Origin of the sequence: Enterococcus sp. S53 (assembly GCF_016516865.1) — a bacterium.
In the GTDB taxonomy this organism is placed as follows: domain Bacteria; phylum Bacillota; class Bacilli; order Lactobacillales; family Enterococcaceae; genus Enterococcus_D; species Enterococcus_D innesii.
Window position 1 is genome coordinate 166,758 of record NZ_JACVUH010000001.1, and the last position, 20,040, is coordinate 186,797.

Sequence of the window (20,040 nt, forward strand, 5' to 3'; positions counted from 1 at the left end):
AGGTGAGTACCATTCGAATAAGAAGACGTAATAAAATTATTGTAAACTTGTTCATTTTTTTAGCGGTGATCTTATCATTATTTCTAATTCAACGATACTTAGTTGAAAAGGGAAACAATGAAAAACAAGAACTACAATCTCAATTATTAATTGCTGAAGAAAAAATCCAGTCTTTGGAGAATCGATTACAACAGCAACAAATTATAGAAATACAGCAGAACAAAACCGCTGAAAAGCCTGATAATTCAACAATAAAACTTTTAAAAGATTTTGGCTACAAATGGACTAACTATCATTCAATCTATGATAGAAACCAATCTGTCAAAAGTTTTTTAACTAATCGAGCTATTGAAGAGTACACGATAGACGTTGATCCAAAAGTTGAATATAAAGCAGAAGGGAAGATATACAGCGTATTTAAAGACACAGAAACCAACGATCGATTCTTGATTTTTGGTGAAGAAAAAGTAAACGGTGAATGGAATAAAATTTTGTTAGAAGTTATTGTTGCAGACAATCAAAAAATAGATGATTTGTCGATTAATTATATGCGTCAAGTTCAGTAGAAAGGAGAAATAAATGAAAAAGAAAAATTTAGTTCATCTGATTTTTTTAGTAATTGCTAGTGTATTCTTTGTTGCTTGTGGTGACAAATCGAATGAATATGACGAGATTATTGATCTAGCTTATGCTGATTTAGCTAAAATTTCAAATGAAGATACTCAATATGGTACTCGTGAAGAAAGTAATACCTATGTTTCAATTGCTGAAGAATACAAACATGAAGGTGTGATTCTTCGTCTGAATGTTCCTGTAACAAATAAGAAAATACAAGAAGTAAAGGTGATTGAATACTGGTATTTGTATGAGTTCGGTTCGGAAAAATTGGAATATATTTCTACAATCAATAGTAATATGGATCTTAAAAAGTTAAAATCATTAGAACTAATATACAAAGAAACAAATTTAAATCCTAAATCCTGAAAAGGATTTAGGATTTATCAAAAAATTGCTTCTAACTTTAATTTACACAATAAAAAGTGTAACTAATTTATAAATAGTTACACTTTTTTAATTCCATAAGGAAAGTATGGATTCCTTGAATTCTGAAAATCTTTTTGAGTAAATAACTTGTTCTAAATTGTTTGTTTCTGACAAAGTATCTACTAAATTTTCATACATCTTACGAAAGACAGTATTATCTTTTTTACTAACAGAGATAAGTAGAACTAATTTTACTCGTTGATTTCCCCAATCGATACCATACGGATTTATACAAATAGATACCATTGTTTTAGGTGCATTCATTACAATACTATGTGGTATTGCTATTTCTCTAAAAGCAGTAGATGACATTTTTTCTCTAGTGATAACTTCTTCATTAAAAGTATCTGTAACATAACGAAATTCTCTCATTTTTTTTGACATTGCATAAATAATATCATACTTATCTTTATAATCTATATTTAAGAAAAAAAGTTCTTCGTTAAGAAATCTTTCTAGATTAATCTTCATAAATCTTCTTTCAGTATTCTTTCTTATTCTTATAATTGTCTCTCTAATTTGATTTTGATCTTTTTCAGAATAGAAAGGAGATATAATAATGTTTCGTATATTATCAAAGGCTTTTATATCAATTTTTGATATTGAAATAATTAATTGAATGTTATCAAACATATTTAATTTTGAAGAGTCTTGAACTACCGCAATAATGTTCAAATCACTTGCAAAATCTTCTTTTAATGATTCAAAAATATTTTCAGAATAATTAAGATAGTCTGGTAAAATTAAGACTACATTAACTTTTTCCATATTAATTTTGTCTTTATTAATAGCATTACCTAGATGAAGAGCTATATAGCCAATTTCATCTTCAGGTATTTTAGTGCTTAATTTCTTATTTATAATATCAGCTATGAATAAAGCTATATCATATAAAATAGGAGAAGATATTTTTATATCTTTTAGTAATGGATTCTTATTAAATTTTTTGATTTCAATCCTTTTATATAAACCTTTTAAATGGATTGAAAAAGGTATTACAAAAGATTTGTAATTAATAGGAAAATAGTAATAGTTTTTTAGTTGATTTAAAATATCCTCAATTTCATTAAGTATACCGTTATCAATTAATTTATTTGCATTTAGTTCATTTGAGTTTGTTTGAATCAAAATTGAAATTTGATGTAGTTCTGACGTTGCTAAATCTATGTCAAATTTTTCTAAGAAGAATTCGTAAATGAATTTTTCCAATTTAATAACTGTAATAACAGGATCATCTAAACCAAATTCAACAATCTCACTATCTGATAGATATTCACCTTCTTTATTTCTGCTGGCAATTATAGCCAAATGTAGTAAAACATTTCTCAAAGAGAAGTCATTCATCTGTAAACCAAATTTTTCATTAATTTGTTCAAAAAAAGCTAAAATAGTTTGTATTGTATTTCTCCCAAAGAAATTTTCCAAATATTTTATAGAAAGAATATTTTCAGTCGAATTATTATATAAATAGTACCTCATTAAAGCTCTTTTATTTTGTTCTGTACCAATTAAAATTAATTCACTTTCTTTAGAAGATAGGTAAAGATTGAATTCTTCCAAAAAATAATTTGTATTTTTGATAGTTTTTTTCAGAGTAGCATAGCTTATTGCTAATTCTTCTGATAAATCAAATAAATTGATTTCTAAAATAGACTTCAAAAATTTTGAAAGAATAAAATCGATTCGTTCATCTTCTGTTTGAGGAAGCATTCGCTCATTTTTTTCTATAGTTTGATTTAATAAATATCGAGCTTTGTCTTTGTCAGCTATAATGTATCCATTTTTTGTACTGTCGATTATTTTTGAACTGTAAAAGGAATTTATTTCTTGGATATAATTCCTAATAGTTCTTGTCGATACGTTTAAATATGAAGAAAGTACTTTTGAATTAGTTACTTCTTCAGCTTTGATTAAGTATAATATTAAATTAGTCAAATTTTCTTTCAAAAATATCCCTACTAACTCTTTGAATTTTACTTTAATCTTATGGAATAAAAATAAAAGTGTCAATTATAGTTTTTCCTAGTCAGTGGAAAACAGCTTTTCCTAATTGGCGGAAAATTAATAGATGATTTATATGGAAAATATTTGGCATAATATATATATCAAAAGAAAGAGGTGTTAAACATGGAAGAAGTTAAAATTTTATTATGTTGTGGAGCAGGAATGTCTAGTGGATTTTTAGCAAGTAAAGCCAGAAAATATGCTAAAAAGAAAAAAATAGCAGCAACAATAGAAGCTCGAAGTACTTCGGAAGTAACGGAACTATTTAACAATATCGATATTTTAATGTTAGGTCCACATTACGCTCCAGAATTAACTGATTATCAAAAATCTGCAGAACCTTATGGGTTTCCTGTAGTAGTGATTCCTCAAGATATGTATGCTCAACTTGATGGACAACGTCTAGTTGATTTAGCTATTAAAACTATCGAAGAAAACAAATAAAAGCTAGGATTGCACTCCTAGCTAAAAAAGAAATATCATCGGAAAAATGAAACTCTTTGTATCTAAGAATACACTGATACAGGGAAATAAACAATAAGGAGAACACTGAAAATGAAAAAGTTTATGAACTGGCTATCAAATTCTTTTGCACCAACAATGAATAGTTTATTTTCAAGACCGTGGTTGTCTGCGATATCCACGTCAATGCAAAAAATCATTCCATTTATTTTAACAGGGTCAGTAATTTATTTATATAATGTTATTGTCTCATTTGTACCTGTACTTCCGGATCTCTCGCCAATTTTGAATTATAGTTTCGGCCTTATTACAATGGTAATCGCATTCACTGTAGCTAATCAAGCAATGGAAAAATTAAAGCATGGAGCATATAGTACGGTTGCTGGTATAGTCGCAATTTGTGTATTACTTATGGTAGTAATGCCAAATTCTGATGACACTGAGGCTTTGTCAACTCTATTAACCAATTTAGGTCCGACTGGTATTGCTGTAGGAATAATAGTTGGTTTGTATGTAGCAGTAATTTTTAATTTATGGGCAAAACTAAAGTTTTTAAAAGATAGCTCAATTCCTGATTTTGTTACGGGTTGGATTAACAACATTATTCCTATTTTTCTTTCTCTTGGAATAGCAATGGTATTAGTCACATATTTTAACTTAAATTTATTTAGTTTAATTTTAGGTTTATTTCAACCTTTAGCTGCCATTGGTCAATCATTTCCAGGATTCGTTTTGATGTGCGCTATCCCTGTATTTTTCTACACACTAGGTGTTTCCACTTGGTTATGGAGCGCTGTTACATTACCTATATATTTATCAGGAATTCAGGCTAATATTGACGCTGTAGCTGCTGGAAATCCAGCAATGTATATTGCCACAAACGAGACAGTTTTTACATTAGGTTTTATTACTATGGGTGGGACTGCTGCTACCTTGGGATTAAATGTTTTAATGTGTTTCTCAAAATCAAGACAACTTAAGATTTTAGGAAGAGTTTTTATTATCCCTTCTATTTTCAATATTAATGAGCCAGTAGCGTTCGGAGCTCCAATTGTATTTAATCCATTATTGATGGTACCAGCTTGGATTAATGGAATTGTCGGACCGACATATGTGTGGATTCTAATGAAATCTGGATTGTTGAATATTCCTTCTCAACTATTATTCGTTGGTCAAATACCAGCACCATTTAGCAGTTGGCTAGTTACTGACGATCTTAGAGCATTTTTATGGTGGGCAGTACTATTTGCATTATATTTATTAATTTGGTACCCATTCTTTAAAGTTTATGAAAAACAAAAAATTCAAGAAGAATTAGTTCAAGACACTGCTGTGGAGGGATAAAAATGGAAGAAATTGAAGAAAAAAAAGAACAACTAATTACAGCTGCAATGCAAATTATTTTATATGCTGGGAATGCTAGAACTTTTTGTAGTCAAGCTGTTGATCAAGCAAATGATGATAATTTTGATGAAGCCGATAAATTGATGAAACAAGCAAAAGAAGAAATTACGAAGGCGCATGTATCTCAAACAAATATTATTCAGGATGAAGCACGTGGTATTGAATATCCACATTCATTGCTTTTTACTCATGCTCAAGATACATTGATGACAATTAAATCTGAACTAAATATAAGCGAAAAAATCATAATGGCTTTACGTAAGATTTCTTTCTTTATTAACGACAATAAATAAAAGGGAAGGGGATATATAATGAATGAATTAAAATTTCCAGAAGAATTTTTGTTTGGTGGTGCTATTGCAGCATGTCAAGCTGAAGGGGCTTATGATGTAGATGGCAGAGGTTTATCATCTTCCGATTTACACAAATATATTTCAGAAACTGATACAAGCGATATTAAATACGAAGGTGGCGGAACTAAAGCTACTATTGAAGCTCGTTTGAATGATAAAGTCGGATATTATCCAAAACGCTATGGGATTGATTTTTATCATACTTATAGAGATGACTTAGACTTATTAGCAGAATTAGGACTAAAGGCATTTAGAACGAGTATTTCTTGGTCAAGGATCTTTCCTAGAGGTGACGAGGAAATGCCTAATGAAAAAGGACTAGAATTTTATGATAATTTAATTGATACAATTATTGCAAAAGGTATGGTTCCGATTATGACAATGGAACATTATGACTTTCCTCTTACTCTAATCACAGAATATGGTGGCTTTGCAAATGAAAAAGTAATTGATTTCTTTGTAAAATACGCCAAAGTTTTATTAGAGAGGTATGGGGATAAAGTACCATATTGGATTATTTTTAATCAAATTAATCTGGTACCAACAGTTAATTTTGGATCATTGGGATTAATGGATGATCAAGCTGAAAATATGGAAGAACTTATGTATCAAGCAGTCCATAATCAGTTTGTTGCTCAAGCTAGGGTTAAGGAATTAGCAACTAAAATGGGATTAAAAACTCAGGTTGGTACAATGGTATCAGACAATACACGTTATCCTGCTAGTTGTAAACCAGAAGATGTAGTTTGGACAATGAAGAAGAATCGCATGCAATATTTCTTTACAGATGTTCAATTTGAGGGTAAATATCCACAATATGCTTTACAATACTTTAAAGAAAATAATATAAACTTAAATATTACTGAAAAAGATAAAGAGTTATTGAAAGAAAATACAATGGATTTTCTTGGTATTAGTTATTATGCAACCTATATTATTGATTACGAAAAAAATACAATGGCGATTAATGATTATGAGCAAAATCCACATTTGAAACCAACACCTTGGAATTGGCGAGTTGATCCTTTAGGTTTTTACAACTCATTATCTCAATATTGGGATAGATACAAAATTCCAATGATTATTGCAGAAAATGGCTATGGCGCAATAGATACAGTAGAAGACGGAACTGTGCACGATGACTATAGAATGGATTACTATAGAACTCATTTAAAAATTGTAAAGCAGTGTATAGATGAAGGCGTAGATATTTTATCATTTTTAGCTTGGGCTCCAATAGATATTGTTAGTTCCTCTAGTGCAGAAATGAGTAAAAGGTATGGTTTTATCTATGTAGACATGGATAATCTTGGCAATGGTACAAAAAAACGATTTAAGAAAGATAGTTTTGAATGGTTCCAGAATGTGATTGAAACACACGGTGAATCATTGTATGAAGTAAGCGATAATTTGTTACCTGTATTGGATAAATAATTTAAAAAAAGAGAACTGAGAGTTGACTTTCTTGGTTTTCTTTTTTTAATACAAAAACAAAAATAGGAGGAGAGTCAATGAGTAATAGGTTAATTATCAACCAATATTGTGATTTTTTGAACAATAAAGGTTTAGCAAAATCCACTATTGAAGAAGTCAGATATATATTAATTAATTTTATTTCATACTTATCTTCAGATAAATACATGATTGTTACAAAACAAGAACAATATAACTATATGGAAGATATTTTAAAAATAAATAGCAAAGTAACTGTTTATTCTAAAGTCCATTTCATATCTAATTTTTTAGATTATTGTGTGGATCAAGGTATTGTTACAGAAAATATTTTTGCCTACACAACTATTAATTATCATTATCAGCCTTCGAAAGATATTTTGTATGAAAATGAATTGTTTCGGTTCATAGAGTCAATTGAATCTGATCAACAGTTGTTCTTCAGGGAACGTTTTATCATAGAAATGTTTCTTGCTACACTTGCAAAGAATAGAGAGCTATTAAATCTAAAGATAGATCAAGTTTCCTTTGAAGATGAATCCATTTATTTTTATACTACTGAAGCCAATCGTTTTCTGATCGGAAATGACTATCTATATAAATCATGGTATGATTATTATGACTTCCGACTATCCAGAATGGAAGAATTTAATCACTCGCATAAACAGCTCCTCATAAGTCGTAAGGGTGGGGTATTAACACAAAGTCAGATTACTGGTTTATTTAAAAAAATTAGTGATCGATACAATCTCTATGTCACACCGCTAAAACTAAGGCGAAGTATCATTGCGTATTTGATTAATGAGGGAGTCAATCTACGATATATTCAAGTATTGGCTGGACATAAAAATATTCGCTCAACCAACTACTACACACAACTAGAATTTAAGACGTTGCAACGGACTATTTATGATTATTTACCGAGAGGAAGGATAAAGAAAGAGGATGATGAAAGAGACTGATGGCTATAGCAAAAAACGTCATGAAATTAAACAACTTTTTGATCAAAAACAGTTATTGACCACAAAAGAAGTTGCTGAATACCTTCATGTTCGACCAAATGCAGTATTGATTCATATTCAAAAAAGGCATTTAACACCAGTTTATACCAAAAAATTAAGTGAAAATCGAACGTTTCGTTTGTTTTCTCGTAAAGATATTGAACTGTTTGCCGATTATGTACAAACAAAAACACATTTTCAAGGGTATGCTGATTATCATACGTTGATTAAGGAGAAAAATAAAGATCGTAACTATATCAGAGATTTATTAGATACTTACGTTTGGTCGCAACATGAATGTATTGAATATACAGGATTAAGTCAGATTGTGTTCAATCGACACGTCAAAAAGAATCGTTTACCATATTTGGTTCGTTTTAATGAGTTCAATAGTTTGCGTTTATTTTTTTCACTAGATGTAAAAAAATTCAGGATTGAATATGGGCAATTTAGAAGTTTTTTAGATAAAAAATAGGTTATCACTTGTAAAACACGAAAAAATATGCTAGTTTAGTATTGTAATCAATAAGTCATTCAGGAAAAGCGGGCGAGACCACTGGTATCATGCGCTTTAACATTTTTATTTATACTGGTTTACATAATATATATTATACAAAGATGTATTTGAAAAAGAGTTCGTGCCATTCTAGACAGTTCATATCAATTCTGCATCATTTTACCTCCCTCCGAATGACTTTTATCAGTAAATTGTCATTAATTCACCTAATATTCAACTAAAACTAAGCTTTCTTTTTTTACAAGTTTTTTCAGATTTTTTTATGATTTGCTGATCAACAGATTGTTAACTGTCTTGTAGCAAGTTACTTGCGGATTCGTCTTTTTTATCTCAGCAAATACAGATTCAAGCTATCAGCCTTGATTCACGAACCGATCGGTTTGATTGTATGCTATAATCATTTTGAAAATCTTTAAGTTTTTTTCTATAACTTTATTCATATATAGCCAATCCGTTTCAAAGTTCTTATACAGGTGCTTAGACGTTGCAACTGCTAACACATATCTATTACATGATTCGATAAAAAAGAACCCTAGAGTCATGTAGGTAAATCGGGTAATTTTGTTATTTAATATAATTGTAATGTTCATAGGTCATCATAAACGTCCATATTTTGCTAAAAAAGTCTGAATAAAGCGCCGTTGATCATTCTTTGGAAAAATAGAATCATTTGCCAATAAGATCAAACCTGCTACTGTCCACTAGCTTTTCGACGGCTAGTGAATGGATTTTGCTTTAAAGTGCCGCTAGTTAGGATAAAATACATAAGGTTCGGATTGATCCAAAAGCAATTATTCTAACGATTCAACGCCCCTTCTCCTTTCTAAACCTCTTTATCAGCTGATACAAATTCAAAATTAAAAACAGAAAACCAATTGTTGCTGCCCATTAGCTGCAACAAGTACGGAACAGAATGTATCCTATTACGTATTGAATTTGCATAGAAGAATTGGAAATTTAAAAATCTGTTCGCTTTACAAAAGGGAACGTATGTTTGTATTATATAGATAAGAGGTGATTGCTATGGGTATGCTGCAACCATATGAAGATCGAAAAAAGCTAAAGTGGCAAGGATTCTTTTTATCTGAGCATACAACTGAAATTGAAGAAGAGCCGACACGTAAATTTGATTATCCACCTAAGCCGTCACTCACAACGGAAGAAATCAATCAGTGTTTATTTGAAGCCATGAAAAAGAACCTAACTGTGGCGATCCAACGAGAAGAAGTCAATGAAGAAGGCGGCTATCCTCCAGATATTATCGGGAAAATCAGTGGTTATGATCCATTAGGTATTTACTTGACGGGAGAAACAACAGAAAAAATCCATTATGATGAGATTCGTCATGTTGCTTTTTATGAAGAGAAAAAATGGTTTGATCTCAACGAATGATGCTGCTTTTTACTACTTACTAAAGGAGGAACACCTGATGCAAACACAAAAAGGCACTGTCTCAAAAATAAGGATCGTTTCCTTTGCCCCCTCCCCTTTGGTCCGCTTTACACTAGGTACCACCAACTGTTTGATTGCGAAACACAGTTTGAACTTTTTAGGGGATGTTGATGACGGCATGTTTCTAACTGTAGGTGGCTATTGGAATAAGCGCCACCAATTCGTGGTGCAAAAGTATACGGTGTACGGCAAAACAAAAATCATGTTGGATATCGATGCCTATCGACAAAAAACAGTAAAGGCGGGTTCATTATGAGAGCAAGAGACCTCTTAACAGCACTGACAACGTCATCGAGTGCAGCGGATTACCAAGAAATTTATTTAACGTACAAAGAAAACCTGATTCCTTTTACGACGATCGCTCAAGATAGCCATAACCAATTGATTTTATTTTTCGAACCAAAAAAGCCTGCTCTGACGCTGAAAGAATTATATACACAGCTAATGCTGCATAAGAATTTGGACTTGCTCTATTGGGATGGCGAGTCACGTCAAAAAGTACTAGGGTTTCGTGAACAAGAAGAAAAGATCATTCTTTAGTCCCCTCGCCTATTTTGGGCACACAACAAGTGTCGAAAATCTCGGCAAAACGAAGAAAATAACGTATACTTTGTGTAAAGACTAAAGGAGCATATCATGAAAAATCAAAAGATCACCCAAATGAGTTTCGCGAAAGTCTATCCCCTATATATTGCCAAAGCAGAGCGGAAAAATCGAACAAAAGAAGAAGTGGATCAGATTATTACGTGGCTAACTGGTTATGACCAAGAAACGCTGCAACAGATGAATGAGGAGCTTTCTTTTGAAACCTTTTTTAGTCAAGCCCCACAGCTCAATCCAGCGCGAAAACAGATCACTGGTGTCATTTGTGGGATTCGGGTAGAAGAGATCGAAGAGCCAATGGTTCAAGAAATTCGTTATCTAGATAAACTAATTGATGAACTGGCGAAAGGAAAAGCCATGACGAAAATTTTGCGCTCTGTCGAATGACCCCCTCTTTTTTCAAGTTGTCATTTGCAGATCAACCCTTTATACTGGAAAGTACCTTGGCAGGGGCAAATCATTGCTCAAAACACAGTGGGAAATCACCCCACTGTGTTTTTTATGCTGCGCTTCTTGACGACAGCTTGTAACCAGCTAGGCAACCTTAGCTTAGTTCAACCACTTAGCATGTAGTGCCCTTTGGAATTGGCCGCCTTTTTCGTGAAAACATAAGGACATTGTCTATAGCTCTCCTCTTCTCCACTTAACCAGACTCTTTGGAAACGCACAAAAAAGCACTCCTAAATGAAAGGAGTGCTCATTGTTACTTTTTCAATTCTTTGATCTGTTCTTTTCGCTTCAAATACGCCAGTTCTTTTTCCATTTTACGATAGCGGGCGAAGGCGTCTTCTGAAAGCTCACCGGCAGCAATGGCTGCTTTGACCGCGCACTTCGGTTCTGTTTCATGACGACAGTCTCGGAAGAAACAACCTTCAGCATACTGGCTGATCGCTTCAAAGGATTGGTCGATCGAAGCTGAGCGGACGGTACTGATGCCAACTTCCCGCATACCAGGAGTATCGATGATCATTGCGCCAGAGGGCAGAGTGAATAACTGACGACTCGTCGTCGTGTGTCGTCCTCGACTATCTTCTCGTATGTCATTGGTTTTTTGAACGTCTTGCGCCATAAGCTGATTTAATAAGCTGGACTTTCCGACCCCAGATGAACCGATAAATGCGCTGATCTGTCCGTCAGAAAAATACGTTTCCATCAGCAATTCGTTTGGTTCAAAAATGGACGTAGCAAATGTTTTCACACCAAATGCATCGTTTAATGCTTGCAGTAGCTCTGCTTTTTCATCAGCTGTGACTTGATCGGCTTTGGTCAAGAGAATCACCGGATTAGCCCCGCTGTCCCAAGCGATCGTGACAAAGCGCTCTAACCGAGCGAAATTGAATTCTTCATTGGCGCTAGTTGCAATAAAAACCGTGTCGATATTCGCCGCGATCCCTTGTTCATCCGTCCGATTTCCGGCTACTTTTCGTTGTAAAAAACTCTTTCGTGGGAGCAAAGCATCAATCAAGAAATGATCTTGATCATACACCTGCCCTTGTACAAAATCACCAACAATAGGATAATCCTTGGGTGCTAGTGCCTGCTGGCGAAATTTTCCTGTAACTGTTGCTAAACATTCTTCTCCTGTAGTCAAGCGGACTTTTGCGATATCTTTGGCCTGAAAGACCACAATTCCTTGTTTTTCCATGATTTCCCTCCAGTTAATTAGGAGGCCGCACTTAAAAAGAGAAACCTCCGAGTTGATGTTGCTTCATTTGATTTGTCATAAGACATTTCCCCTTTCTATTTTGTGCTCATCATGTGATGTCGCTTTATTATACCATCGGAACGGACGGATGGCTAAAGTAAATGTCCCAAGAGAGCATTTACAGAAATAAAGTAGATAAACAAGCCGGCAATATCTTTGATTGAGGTAATAATGGGTGCCGAACCGGCTGCTTGGTCGATGTTCAGTTTAATAAGTACAAACGGAACTAAGAAACCAAGTGCTGCGGCTAAGGTCATGGCAAAAACTAACGAAACACCAACAGCCACACCTAACATGGGGATCCCTTGCCATAGTGAAGCGGCGGTGCCGGAGATGATTCCTACGATCAAACCTAAACTCAAGCCAATCCAAACCTCTTTAAAGAAATGGCGGGTGAAGGTCGAAAGATCAATATGCCCTAATGACATCCCGCGAACAAAAACAGTTGAGGACTGTGTTCCAACGTTCCCCCCCATATCCATGATCAAAGGAATAAAGATTGCAACAGCTGCCACCGATTCCAATGTTTGTTCAAATTCATCAATGACTACCCCAGCTAAAAGACCAGCAACCAAAGTGATCACTAAAAACGGCAATCGGACTTTCCAAATTTGCCAAAGGCTGCCGTTGATCAGAACATTACTACGGTCTGCTTCATTAGAAGCAACATCGACTAAACCTGCGGCATTAAACATGTCTTCCGTCGTTTCTTGCTCGATGACATCGATGGCGTCATCGACAGTGATGATCCCAACGATTCGTGATTCCTTGTCTACGACTGGTAGCGCAATGATATCTAGTTCATTTAGCAAACGTGCCGCTTCTTCTTGGTCCGTGTCAGTAGTCACATAGATTACTTTTCGTGACATGATTTCACTGATGAGTTGCTCCCCTTGTGCCATCAAGAGATCTTTCAATGACAAGACCCCTTCTAAGGTTTTCGTTTGGTCGGTCACATAGAGCGTATAAATCGTTTCTTTTTCTTTGGCTTGCATCCGCACTTTTTCTAACGCTTGATTGACTGTCATGTCTTTTTTCAGTGTGATGAATTCCGGTGTCATTAAACGGCCAGCAGTCTCAGCTTCATATCCTAATAAGAGGTTTGTCGCGGCTCGTTCATCGGGGGCCAACGATTGTAAAAGTTTTTGCGTGACGGTGGCTGGCAGCTCATCCAAGAGCCTTACACGGACATCGGGGGCCATTTCGTTTACAAATTCGGTTGCCCGCTCATCGGTGAAAGAGCGTAACAAGTGTTGTTGTGTGGCTGGTGTCAAATCTTCAAATAGGATAAGGGCTTTATCTTTCGGTAATAGTCGGAAAACGATCACTTTTTCATCCGCGGATAAATTACTGAATAATTGTAACAGCGGCAGCTCTTCCATTTCTGATACGAGTTTTTTTAATTTTTCAGAGTCTTTCTTATTTAAATAATGTAAGATAGTTTCTTGCTGGTTCATGGGATACACTCCTTCTCCTATAATTTTGCCCAAAGAAAGAAAGGAAATCGTTCAGAAAATTGTCCGGATTTCTTTCGTTTGAAGGTTGTCTGCTAGACAGCTGAAATTTCGTTCCGCAGCTGGAGATACCTGTTATTAAAACAAGCACCAAAGGGATAGAGCAGCAACTTTACTCATTATATCACATAGTTTTTTTAAAACATGAAAAATATGGCTTGCAGACGAAAAATTTTATTCTAATATATTCCCTTTGTAAGGAGCGTTGATTGGAAACAATCAAGAGTAAAAACAAAAGCAGCAGGAAAGCTCTGTCAAACGCTCCATGCAAATGGTATGATGAATGGGTTGCAGTTTTTTTACTCCCCGTTTATGCTAACTATACATCAATGAAAAGAGAGGCAAAAAAGATGGCAAAGAAAAAAACATTTATCGGATCGGTCATTGCGCTTCTCACACTCGCAGCAGTTGGCTTTGGATTCCTACAAAATAATGAGCTATTCCCAAACCATAACACACCATCATCAGAGGTGACTGCCACTTCTGCTAAGGATATTCGTGCAGATGAACTGGCACAGTTAACGTACCAAGGCACCCAAACGATTGAAGTCAATCAGAACATTCCTGAGTTTTCAGAAGATGATCTTTCACTTGAAAATGGTGCCTGGGAAGTATACGGCGACCTTGACCACCTCAATCGTGCGACCTCTGCTGAAGCAATGTTGAATCAATCCTTGATGCCAACGGAAAAGCGTGGCGATATCTCTAGTGTGAAACCAACGGGCTGGCGTAATAAGCAACTCCCCAATGGAAAATATTTATATAATCGGACCCATTTGATTGGGTTTGCTTTAGCTGGCGAAAATGCAAACTGGAAGAATCTGATCACGGGGACTAGTCAGTTGAACAATCCCGAGATGTTGCGCTTAGAAATGGATATCAACTATTATCTCAAGCAAGATAAAAAGCATTATGTCCGATATTCCGTCACTCCGATCTATCGCGAAGACGAACTGGTTGCTCGTGGTGTCCAGATGCAAGCAAAATCCATTGGTGATGACACGATCCAATTTAACTGCTATATCTTTAACATCCAAGATGGCGTCACGATCAACTATGCGGATGGTACCAGCGAGATTTCAAGCGAAGAAATGCCACAATCGGAGAAGGATGCTTCAAGTAGTGAAAAAACCACAGCTTCGACTTCTGCCGGCAATAAAAGCAATGAAGCAGATGAGAAACAGAAACAATATGTCGATGAACAAGGCAACGGTTTAATTAAAGGGTCAAAAAGTGGCATCTATCATTTGCCAGGATCTAAATACTACGAGGATACTACCAACCCGAAAGAATGGTTCAAACGGTAAGCTCGGTAAATCAGGCCTCTTTTTTCAAGACGCAATAAATGACGATAAACCAAAGAAGTTGTTTTTATCTCTTCATTGGCACAGATTTCCCGTATGGTAGGTGCACAACCCTGTTCTTGCATATAGTCGTCAATAAAAAGTAAAATTCGGTCTTTTCTCGGCATAATTCCTCCTTTCCACGAAGCAGTCCTCGCTGCTGCAAATTTGTAAAAACTGATAAACTACTGCTTCGTCTGCTTTTTGTCCGATCAATACTCTGAAAATATATTGATGCTGTCTCTTTTCCCATTCTTTCAACGAGTAAAAGTTCTTATTATACGCTGAAATTTTCCCCTTATCGAGAAAAACATCGGCAAGCAACACTCTTTGCTATTGATTTTATCAAATTTAACAGCAAATAATAGCAGATTTATCGATTATTTTTATTTTTATTGACACAAAAGCAAATAGAGCTATTATTTTTTCTTAGAATTTGTTATTCTAAATTTAATTAAAGGAGGATTTTATGTTAGGGATTGGCTTATTTTTCGTAGGAATCACCTTGATAATCAATGGTTGGGGCAGCTTACTTCACATTGACTATCGCTCACTTGCTTTAATCAATCTTTTTACAGGTTCGTTATCTTTTATTATCAACCTAGTCTATATGCTTCAAGGCGCTTATTATGAAGCAGGCACTGGCTTTCTCTTTGCATTCACGTATTTGTTGGTAGGGATCATTTACCTCTTTGATTTAGATCTACGTATTTATGGGATTTTTGCGCTATTCGTAGCCATCAATACCTTGCCTTTTGCCTGGGTTTCTTGGCGATGGGAGCAAGATCCCCTTTTTGCACTGATTTGGTTAACATGGGGAGCATTATGGTTTTGCGGCTTTTTAGACACAATAGTAAAGGTAAACTTTGGACGTAAGATTCATTATTTTGCGATCGCTTGTGGTATCTTCACTACGTGGGTCCCGGGTTTGCTGATGCTATTAGATCTCTATTAAAAAAAGAGTGATTATCTCAATGATAATCGCTCTTTTTTTTAGTAGGAAAACTGTTTTTTTCTAAAAAGTGTTCAATCTTCTGCATCGCTTTCTGAGGACCATTTGGCAGGTGCAAAAAGAATCATTGGCATGAAATCCTCCTCATGTATCGAGTCCATCCACTGGTTTCTTTCAAGTATACTAAAAGTAGGCACATGTAGGAGAAGTTTTTTTGCAGACTTTCTCGTTCATCTTTTTACATTATTTAACTAAAAATTTGCTATAATAAAGAAAACCTTTCAAGGAGTAAACCAATGCGAAAAAAAATATCTTCCTTGCGGCTTAGTACATTCTCAAGCGGGCTGATTCTCTTTGCTTTCTTTTTCTTGATTCAACAATTGAGGGAAATGGTTGTTTCTGGCTTTGCACTTCTGCCTTCGCTGGCATTCATCCAAATTCTCTTGATGATCCTTTCAACCTTTCTCATTAGCAAGTTTGTTAAAAAACGCTTGTGGCGGCAAGTGCTTTTTGGCAGCTACTTATTGATCATCGGTTCGCTGTTTTCTTTCTGGCTAGCAAATAATCCAATGGAGCTGCAAGCAGTCACTCTTTATATGATTGGTGCTTTTTTTGGCGGCATTCTTTGGGAGTATTTAGCACAGCGCTTGGCAACAGATCTTCTGGCCAAAGAACATAAACCTCGTTAACAGAGGTTTTTTTCTTTTTCTGATAGAAAAGGCAAAAATTCTTCGTATATAGTGTGAAGGGGTGAAAAAGGTGCAGGATGAAGAAATCATTGAACGAATCAAAAAGAAAGACTATGCCGGCTTAGAAGAACTGTTAGCGGTTTATGGTGATAGCATGCTGAGGACGATTCATAGTGTCCTCTCGCAACCGCATGAAGTGAGCGAGCGACAAGATGTAGCGAACGAAGTTTTTTACGAGGTTTGGCAAAAGATTGCTGCGTACCAACCAGAAAGAAGTCGTTTGATTACGTGGCTGCTTTTGATTAGTCGCAGTCGTGCGATTGACCACAAGCGGAAGCTGAACAAACGCTCGCTGGAAGAAAAGCCGGTTGATGAGCAGGAACTAGCGATCGAAGATTCACCTTTGACAAAGGAAAACTTTTTGGGCTTTATTGAAGACCTTGAAGCCCTCGATCAAAGGATCTTTCTGCTCTACTATTTTTATCAGGAATCACCCGAAACCATCGCAGAGCAGACGGACTTAAATATCTCAGCAATTTACAATCGTCTTTCCCGTGGCCGCAAACGCTTAAAAGAAAGGATGACTATCGATGGATTTTAAACAGTTAGTTTTAAATGAAAATAAACCACTGACAAAAGTATCTGAACAAGAAAAAGCAACAACCTTCGAGCTGACCAAACAATATGTTTTCTTGCAAGATCTATTAGAGGAGCTTCGGACGCTTTTAGCAAAAGACGAAACGATTCTTGGCTATCTGCCCTTGACGCCAGATGGAAACCTCGCCTTCGCCAATCAAGGGCTTGGCGCCTATGCCTATGCAACAACCGAAAAAGCAAAAGCATACCGTGACATCTTTCATGACACCCGTGGCAATCGTTTGTTGGTTTTCACAGAGACCCGAATGCTTTTTTTGGTCATCATCGACTATCTAGAAAGCAACACCTATTTCAGTTACCCCTACGAGACCATCAAAGCCTTCACCATCAAGCCAAGAAAGCTGATGAAGCATGAATCGCCAGATGATAAAGAGCAATTCCATTGGGGCTATTTCGACTTTCAAGCGGGGACGAACATATTCTCAGAAGTGCTGACAAAAAAAGACTACGAGTTATTTACGTCCTATCATGAATCCATTCCTGCACTCAAGAAAATTCCGATTCAAAACAAAATTTACCGAGCAGCGAAATATCAGTATTTCTTGAGTAATTGGCATTTCAGTTTTCGCTTAATGACCATTTTCAACCTGCTCTTCCTGCTGCTGTTTGTATTAATGATTCTCGGATTTTTCTTACACTTTGGGCCACTGAAAGGATTTTATTATAAGGATTTATTGGACATAGGTATGGTCATTTCCCTTTTGTATAGTAAGAACATCTTGCCATAAAAAAAGACTGCCGTTCCTTCCTAATCATTTCTTTGATACCAATTGAATAAAGCACCAGATTTTCTACGAAAGAGCACCTCTTGCAGGATTCAAGTGAAAACGAATGCTGCAAGAGGTGCTTTTTTCTCGGCCTATTGGGACATTCCTAATCGCTCGATTTTCATTTCCTTTTGAAATTCTCAGATTTCTTGTGAACTTTTCAGAAGACTCCACTCATAATTTCATACGTGCCTAATGGGATTATTTTTTCATTCACGCTTGCTTTTTAGGAAGAAACGTTATGATGATTTTACTTGCTAGGAGGTGTGAAAAATCGAACTTATCGGACATCTGATCTTCTGGGTCCCATTTTGTCTTTTTCTAGTGATTGGATCGTTTTTCATACAATGGCGGAAACGTTTCGTTTCAACCCTTATTGCAGCGATCCCGTTTCTCTTTTTTATGATAAAAATATTCAATTATCGGCATTATGAGCCGGATTTTATTTTCATCATCTATTTGATCGGACTCTTCTTGTCATCGATCGTACTAATCATTGCGGTACGCCGGCTTTCAAAGAGAGCCTGAAAATTTACTTTTACTAGGAAACAAACCCGTTTCTTAAATAATCCTCAGACCAACTTTAAGGTTCATTTAAGGTTGGCAGACTATAGTCAATTCGGACATAATAATTTAGAGCCTGTGCTAGCGGAAACTAGCGCAGGCTTGTTTGGTTATCTATAGAAAATAAGGCAAATCGCTGGCAGGTGTTGGATACGCGAAAATCATCTTGGCAATCGCTTCTTTCGATAGCTGATTTTCTAATACAAAAACAAAGTAGTTGATCAACTCATCGGCCAATGTAGAAAAAATCGTGACAGCAACGATGGTATCAGATGTGTCATAAACCAATTTGATTTTTGCCTCTTGATCATTGATTCGTCGATAGGTGTACCAAGAAGATAGATCCATCACCTCGCTATGATATTCTGAGGCATTATCGGCAATTTCTTGCTCACTGATCCCAATTCTTGCCAGTTTTTCCGCACCAAAAACTAGTGTAGGGATCAGCGGATAACGGATAGGCATTTTCTGGTCATCTATATGCTCGACAAGATAGGCGGCTTCAAAGCTGGCAACAGGGGTCAGTTTGGGCTGCTTTTTCGCGAGCACATCCCCGATGGAATAGATGTGTCTTTGACTAGTCTGCAAAAACTCATTTACTACGATCCCTTGTTTTGACGTTTCTACCCCTGCCTTTTCCAGTTGCAGCTGATCGCTATTGGGTCTGCGTCCCGTGGCACCAATCACTGCTTCTACGTTGAGAGACAATGCTTGTGTCTGGATCGTATAGCGGTTTTGTTCTTTCGTGATTCGCTGCGTATTCTGATTAAAGTGAAACGAAACGCCTTGGTCCTGCATTGAGCGAACCATTTCTGTGGTTAATTCTGCATCAAATCCTTTTAGTGGCTGGTCATTATGATGGATCACATGAACTTCAGCACCTGCTGCTTGAGCGATCATCGCCAATTCGAAGGTAATATACCCAGCACCTATGAAAGCAATCGTTGCTGGCATCTTTTCAAAGGAAAGAAAATCAGTACTGCTTTGTAAATGCTCCTTGCCGACGATTGGCAGTACGGCTGGACGCTGTCCTGTCGCAATAATTATTTTTTCTGCTTGAATCTCTTCTGCGTCCACGACGACCGTATGGGCATCACGAAAAGCGGCTTGTCCGTAGTAAGTAGTGATTCCTTCTGCTAGTAACCCTTGTTTGGTTGACTCCGGCACACGATCAGTATACGAGCGCTTAAACGCCATCAGTGCCGGCCAATCAATGGATACCTCCTCTTGAACGCCATTGCCATGCATACGTTTCGCCTCTGTTTTGACTTCTACGCCTCGCATCAGTAGTTTTTTCGGATCACACCCGCGATTGGGACAAGTGCCACCCCATAAATCGGCTTCAACGATCGCCACGGTCCTTCCTTTGGCTTTTAACCCGTAGGCAGCAGCCGTTCCAGCTGGACCCGCTCCGATAATCAGTACATCCACCTTTTTCATCTGTCTCCTCCTTCTCCTAAAAAAATTCCTACGCTTTCTCTTCCCTTCAAGTATAGCGAATCACGGTCAGCCCACAAAACAATTCGCCTTTTGCGGCTCCTACGAATGTTCACAATC

Annotated in this window: 22 protein-coding genes and 1 pseudogene; 18 read left to right on the forward strand and 5 right to left on the reverse strand. The window is 36.1% G+C overall.

Going from position 1 to position 20,040, the window contains the following annotated elements; genetic code table 11:
* The first annotated feature begins 2 nt into the window (after positions 1-2).
* Entirely contained in the window at positions 3-566 is a 564-nt protein-coding gene (locus IAE45_RS00840) for an EF0163 family protein (protein ID WP_200124500.1), read from the forward strand.
* A gap of 13 nt (positions 567-579) precedes the next feature.
* Complete coding sequence (locus tag IAE45_RS00845) at positions 580-984, forward strand: hypothetical protein (protein WP_200124501.1); 405 nt, start codon at positions 580-582, stop codon at positions 982-984.
* An 87-nt stretch (positions 985-1,071) separates the two neighbouring features.
* Here IAE45_RS00845 and IAE45_RS00850 read toward each other — a convergent pair whose 3' ends face one another.
* Positions 1,072-2,991, reverse strand: coding sequence for a BglG family transcription antiterminator (locus tag IAE45_RS00850; protein ID WP_200124502.1), 1,920 nt, complete (start codon positions 2,989-2,991; stop codon positions 1,072-1,074).
* A 180-nt stretch (positions 2,992-3,171) separates the two neighbouring features.
* On the opposite strand from IAE45_RS00850, the gene IAE45_RS00855 reads away from it, so the two are divergent.
* From IAE45_RS00855 to IAE45_RS00900, 10 genes are all read left to right on the forward strand, one after another.
* Complete coding sequence (locus tag IAE45_RS00855; RefSeq protein ID WP_200124503.1) at positions 3,172-3,492, forward strand: PTS sugar transporter subunit IIB; 321 nt, start codon at positions 3,172-3,174, stop codon at positions 3,490-3,492.
* Between the two features lie 111 nt (positions 3,493-3,603).
* Positions 3,604-4,854, forward strand: a complete 1,251-nt coding sequence (locus tag IAE45_RS00860; RefSeq protein ID WP_200124504.1) for a PTS sugar transporter subunit IIC — start codon at positions 3,604-3,606, stop codon at positions 4,852-4,854.
* Positions 4,855-4,856: 2 nt separating this feature from the next.
* Positions 4,857-5,207, forward strand: coding sequence for a PTS lactose/cellobiose transporter subunit IIA (locus IAE45_RS00865; protein WP_200124506.1), 351 nt, complete (start codon positions 4,857-4,859; stop codon positions 5,205-5,207).
* Positions 5,208-5,225: 18 nt separating this feature from the next.
* Positions 5,226-6,701 (forward strand): glycoside hydrolase family 1 protein, encoded by a 1,476-nt coding sequence (locus tag IAE45_RS00870; RefSeq protein WP_200124508.1) that lies wholly within the window; start codon positions 5,226-5,228, stop codon positions 6,699-6,701.
* A 77-nt stretch (positions 6,702-6,778) separates the two neighbouring features.
* Positions 6,779-7,681, forward strand: a complete 903-nt coding sequence (locus IAE45_RS00875; protein WP_200124510.1) for a tyrosine-type recombinase/integrase — start codon at positions 6,779-6,781, stop codon at positions 7,679-7,681.
* Entirely contained in the window at positions 7,668-8,195 is a 528-nt protein-coding gene (locus IAE45_RS00880) for a hypothetical protein (RefSeq protein WP_200124512.1), read from the forward strand. The genes IAE45_RS00875 and IAE45_RS00880 overlap by 14 nt, the downstream gene beginning before the upstream one ends.
* A gap of 1,065 nt (positions 8,196-9,260) precedes the next feature.
* On the forward strand, positions 9,261-9,629 hold the full coding sequence (locus IAE45_RS00885) for a hypothetical protein (RefSeq protein ID WP_081119453.1): 369 nt from the start codon (positions 9,261-9,263) through the stop codon (positions 9,627-9,629).
* Positions 9,630-9,666: 37 nt separating this feature from the next.
* Entirely contained in the window at positions 9,667-9,945 is a 279-nt protein-coding gene (locus tag IAE45_RS00890; protein WP_077453357.1) for a hypothetical protein, read from the forward strand.
* Complete coding sequence (locus tag IAE45_RS00895; RefSeq protein WP_200124514.1) at positions 9,942-10,229, forward strand: hypothetical protein; 288 nt, start codon at positions 9,942-9,944, stop codon at positions 10,227-10,229. The genes IAE45_RS00890 and IAE45_RS00895 overlap by 4 nt, the downstream gene beginning before the upstream one ends.
* Positions 10,230-10,325: 96 nt before the next feature.
* Positions 10,326-10,679 (forward strand): DUF2200 domain-containing protein, encoded by a 354-nt coding sequence (locus tag IAE45_RS00900; RefSeq protein ID WP_086292379.1) that lies wholly within the window; start codon positions 10,326-10,328, stop codon positions 10,677-10,679.
* Positions 10,680-10,995: 316 nt separating this feature from the next.
* On the opposite strand, the gene rsgA is transcribed toward IAE45_RS00900, so the two are convergent.
* Together rsgA and mgtE are read right to left on the reverse strand one after the other, a co-directional pair.
* Entirely contained in the window at positions 10,996-11,937 is a 942-nt protein-coding gene (gene rsgA, locus IAE45_RS00905) for a ribosome small subunit-dependent GTPase A (protein WP_081119455.1), read from the reverse strand.
* A 152-nt stretch (positions 11,938-12,089) separates the two neighbouring features.
* Positions 12,090-13,454 (reverse strand): magnesium transporter, encoded by a 1,365-nt coding sequence (gene mgtE, locus IAE45_RS00910; protein ID WP_200124516.1) that lies wholly within the window; start codon positions 13,452-13,454, stop codon positions 12,090-12,092.
* Positions 13,455-13,861: 407 nt separating this feature from the next.
* Between mgtE and IAE45_RS00915 the strand changes: the two genes are divergently transcribed.
* Positions 13,862-14,818, forward strand: coding sequence for a DNA/RNA non-specific endonuclease (locus tag IAE45_RS00915; RefSeq protein ID WP_200124518.1), 957 nt, complete (start codon positions 13,862-13,864; stop codon positions 14,816-14,818).
* On the opposite strand, the pseudogene IAE45_RS00920 reads toward IAE45_RS00915, so the two are convergent.
* Positions 14,812-14,982 (reverse strand): annotated as a pseudogene (locus IAE45_RS00920) (LexA family protein); the annotation flags it as partial. The gene IAE45_RS00915 and the pseudogene IAE45_RS00920 overlap by 7 nt on opposite strands.
* Before the next feature lie 341 nt (positions 14,983-15,323).
* On the opposite strand from IAE45_RS00920, the gene IAE45_RS00925 reads away from it, so the two are divergent.
* The 5 genes from IAE45_RS00925 to IAE45_RS00945 all read left to right on the forward strand — a co-directional run bounded on the left by IAE45_RS00925 (position 15,324) and on the right by IAE45_RS00945 (position 18,353).
* A complete protein-coding gene (locus IAE45_RS00925) occupies positions 15,324-15,809 on the forward strand; it encodes an AmiS/UreI family transporter (protein ID WP_081119459.1) in 486 nt (161 codons plus the stop codon).
* Between the two features lie 293 nt (positions 15,810-16,102).
* Positions 16,103-16,495: a hypothetical protein gene (locus IAE45_RS00930; RefSeq protein ID WP_200124522.1), complete on the forward strand. Its 393-nt coding sequence runs from the start codon at positions 16,103-16,105 to the stop codon at positions 16,493-16,495.
* A 61-nt stretch (positions 16,496-16,556) separates the two neighbouring features.
* A complete protein-coding gene (locus tag IAE45_RS00935) occupies positions 16,557-17,096 on the forward strand; it encodes a sigma-70 family RNA polymerase sigma factor (protein ID WP_077453345.1) in 540 nt (179 codons plus the stop codon).
* Positions 17,086-17,880: a hypothetical protein gene (locus IAE45_RS00940; protein ID WP_200124524.1), complete on the forward strand. Its 795-nt coding sequence runs from the start codon at positions 17,086-17,088 to the stop codon at positions 17,878-17,880. Before IAE45_RS00935 ends, IAE45_RS00940 begins: the two co-directional genes overlap by 11 nt.
* Before the next feature lie 305 nt (positions 17,881-18,185).
* Positions 18,186-18,353: a hypothetical protein gene (locus tag IAE45_RS00945; RefSeq protein WP_170920176.1), complete on the forward strand. Its 168-nt coding sequence runs from the start codon at positions 18,186-18,188 to the stop codon at positions 18,351-18,353.
* Between the two features lie 244 nt (positions 18,354-18,597).
* Here IAE45_RS00945 and IAE45_RS00950 read toward each other — a convergent pair whose 3' ends face one another.
* A complete protein-coding gene (locus IAE45_RS00950; protein ID WP_200124526.1) occupies positions 18,598-19,923 on the reverse strand; it encodes a dihydrolipoyl dehydrogenase family protein in 1,326 nt (441 codons plus the stop codon).
* Positions 19,924-20,040 lie beyond the last annotated feature (117 nt).

Bases quoted from the DNA above. Each gene is read 5' to 3' on its own strand.
- IAE45_RS00845 (WP_200124501.1), top strand. From the start codon at position 580: ATGAAAAAGAAAAATTTAGTTCATCTGATTTTTTTAGTAATTGCTAGT.
- IAE45_RS00855 (WP_200124503.1), top strand. From the start codon at position 3,172: ATGGAAGAAGTTAAAATTTTATTATGTTGTGGAGCAGGAATGTCTAGT.
- IAE45_RS00860 (WP_200124504.1), top strand. From the start codon at position 3,604: ATGAAAAAGTTTATGAACTGGCTATCAAATTCTTTTGCACCAACAATG.
- IAE45_RS00865 (WP_200124506.1), top strand. From the start codon at position 4,857: ATGGAAGAAATTGAAGAAAAAAAAGAACAACTAATTACAGCTGCAATG.
- IAE45_RS00870 (WP_200124508.1), top strand. From the start codon at position 5,226: ATGAATGAATTAAAATTTCCAGAAGAATTTTTGTTTGGTGGTGCTATT.
- IAE45_RS00875 (WP_200124510.1), top strand. From the start codon at position 6,779: ATGAGTAATAGGTTAATTATCAACCAATATTGTGATTTTTTGAACAAT.
- IAE45_RS00880 (WP_200124512.1), top strand. From the start codon at position 7,668: ATGAAAGAGACTGATGGCTATAGCAAAAAACGTCATGAAATTAAACAA.
- IAE45_RS00885 (WP_081119453.1), top strand. From the start codon at position 9,261: ATGGGTATGCTGCAACCATATGAAGATCGAAAAAAGCTAAAGTGGCAA.
- IAE45_RS00890 (WP_077453357.1), top strand. From the start codon at position 9,667: ATGCAAACACAAAAAGGCACTGTCTCAAAAATAAGGATCGTTTCCTTT.
- IAE45_RS00895 (WP_200124514.1), top strand. From the start codon at position 9,942: ATGAGAGCAAGAGACCTCTTAACAGCACTGACAACGTCATCGAGTGCA.
- IAE45_RS00900 (WP_086292379.1), top strand. From the start codon at position 10,326: ATGAAAAATCAAAAGATCACCCAAATGAGTTTCGCGAAAGTCTATCCC.
- rsgA (WP_081119455.1), bottom strand. From the start codon at position 11,937: ATGGAAAAACAAGGAATTGTGGTCTTTCAGGCCAAAGATATCGCAAAA.
- mgtE (WP_200124516.1), bottom strand. From the start codon at position 13,454: ATGAACCAGCAAGAAACTATCTTACATTATTTAAATAAGAAAGACTCT.
- IAE45_RS00915 (WP_200124518.1), top strand. From the start codon at position 13,862: ATGGCAAAGAAAAAAACATTTATCGGATCGGTCATTGCGCTTCTCACA.
- IAE45_RS00925 (WP_081119459.1), top strand. From the start codon at position 15,324: ATGTTAGGGATTGGCTTATTTTTCGTAGGAATCACCTTGATAATCAAT.
- IAE45_RS00930 (WP_200124522.1), top strand. From the start codon at position 16,103: ATGCGAAAAAAAATATCTTCCTTGCGGCTTAGTACATTCTCAAGCGGG.
- IAE45_RS00940 (WP_200124524.1), top strand. From the start codon at position 17,086: ATGGATTTTAAACAGTTAGTTTTAAATGAAAATAAACCACTGACAAAA.
- IAE45_RS00950 (WP_200124526.1), bottom strand. From the start codon at position 19,923: ATGAAAAAGGTGGATGTACTGATTATCGGAGCGGGTCCAGCTGGAACG.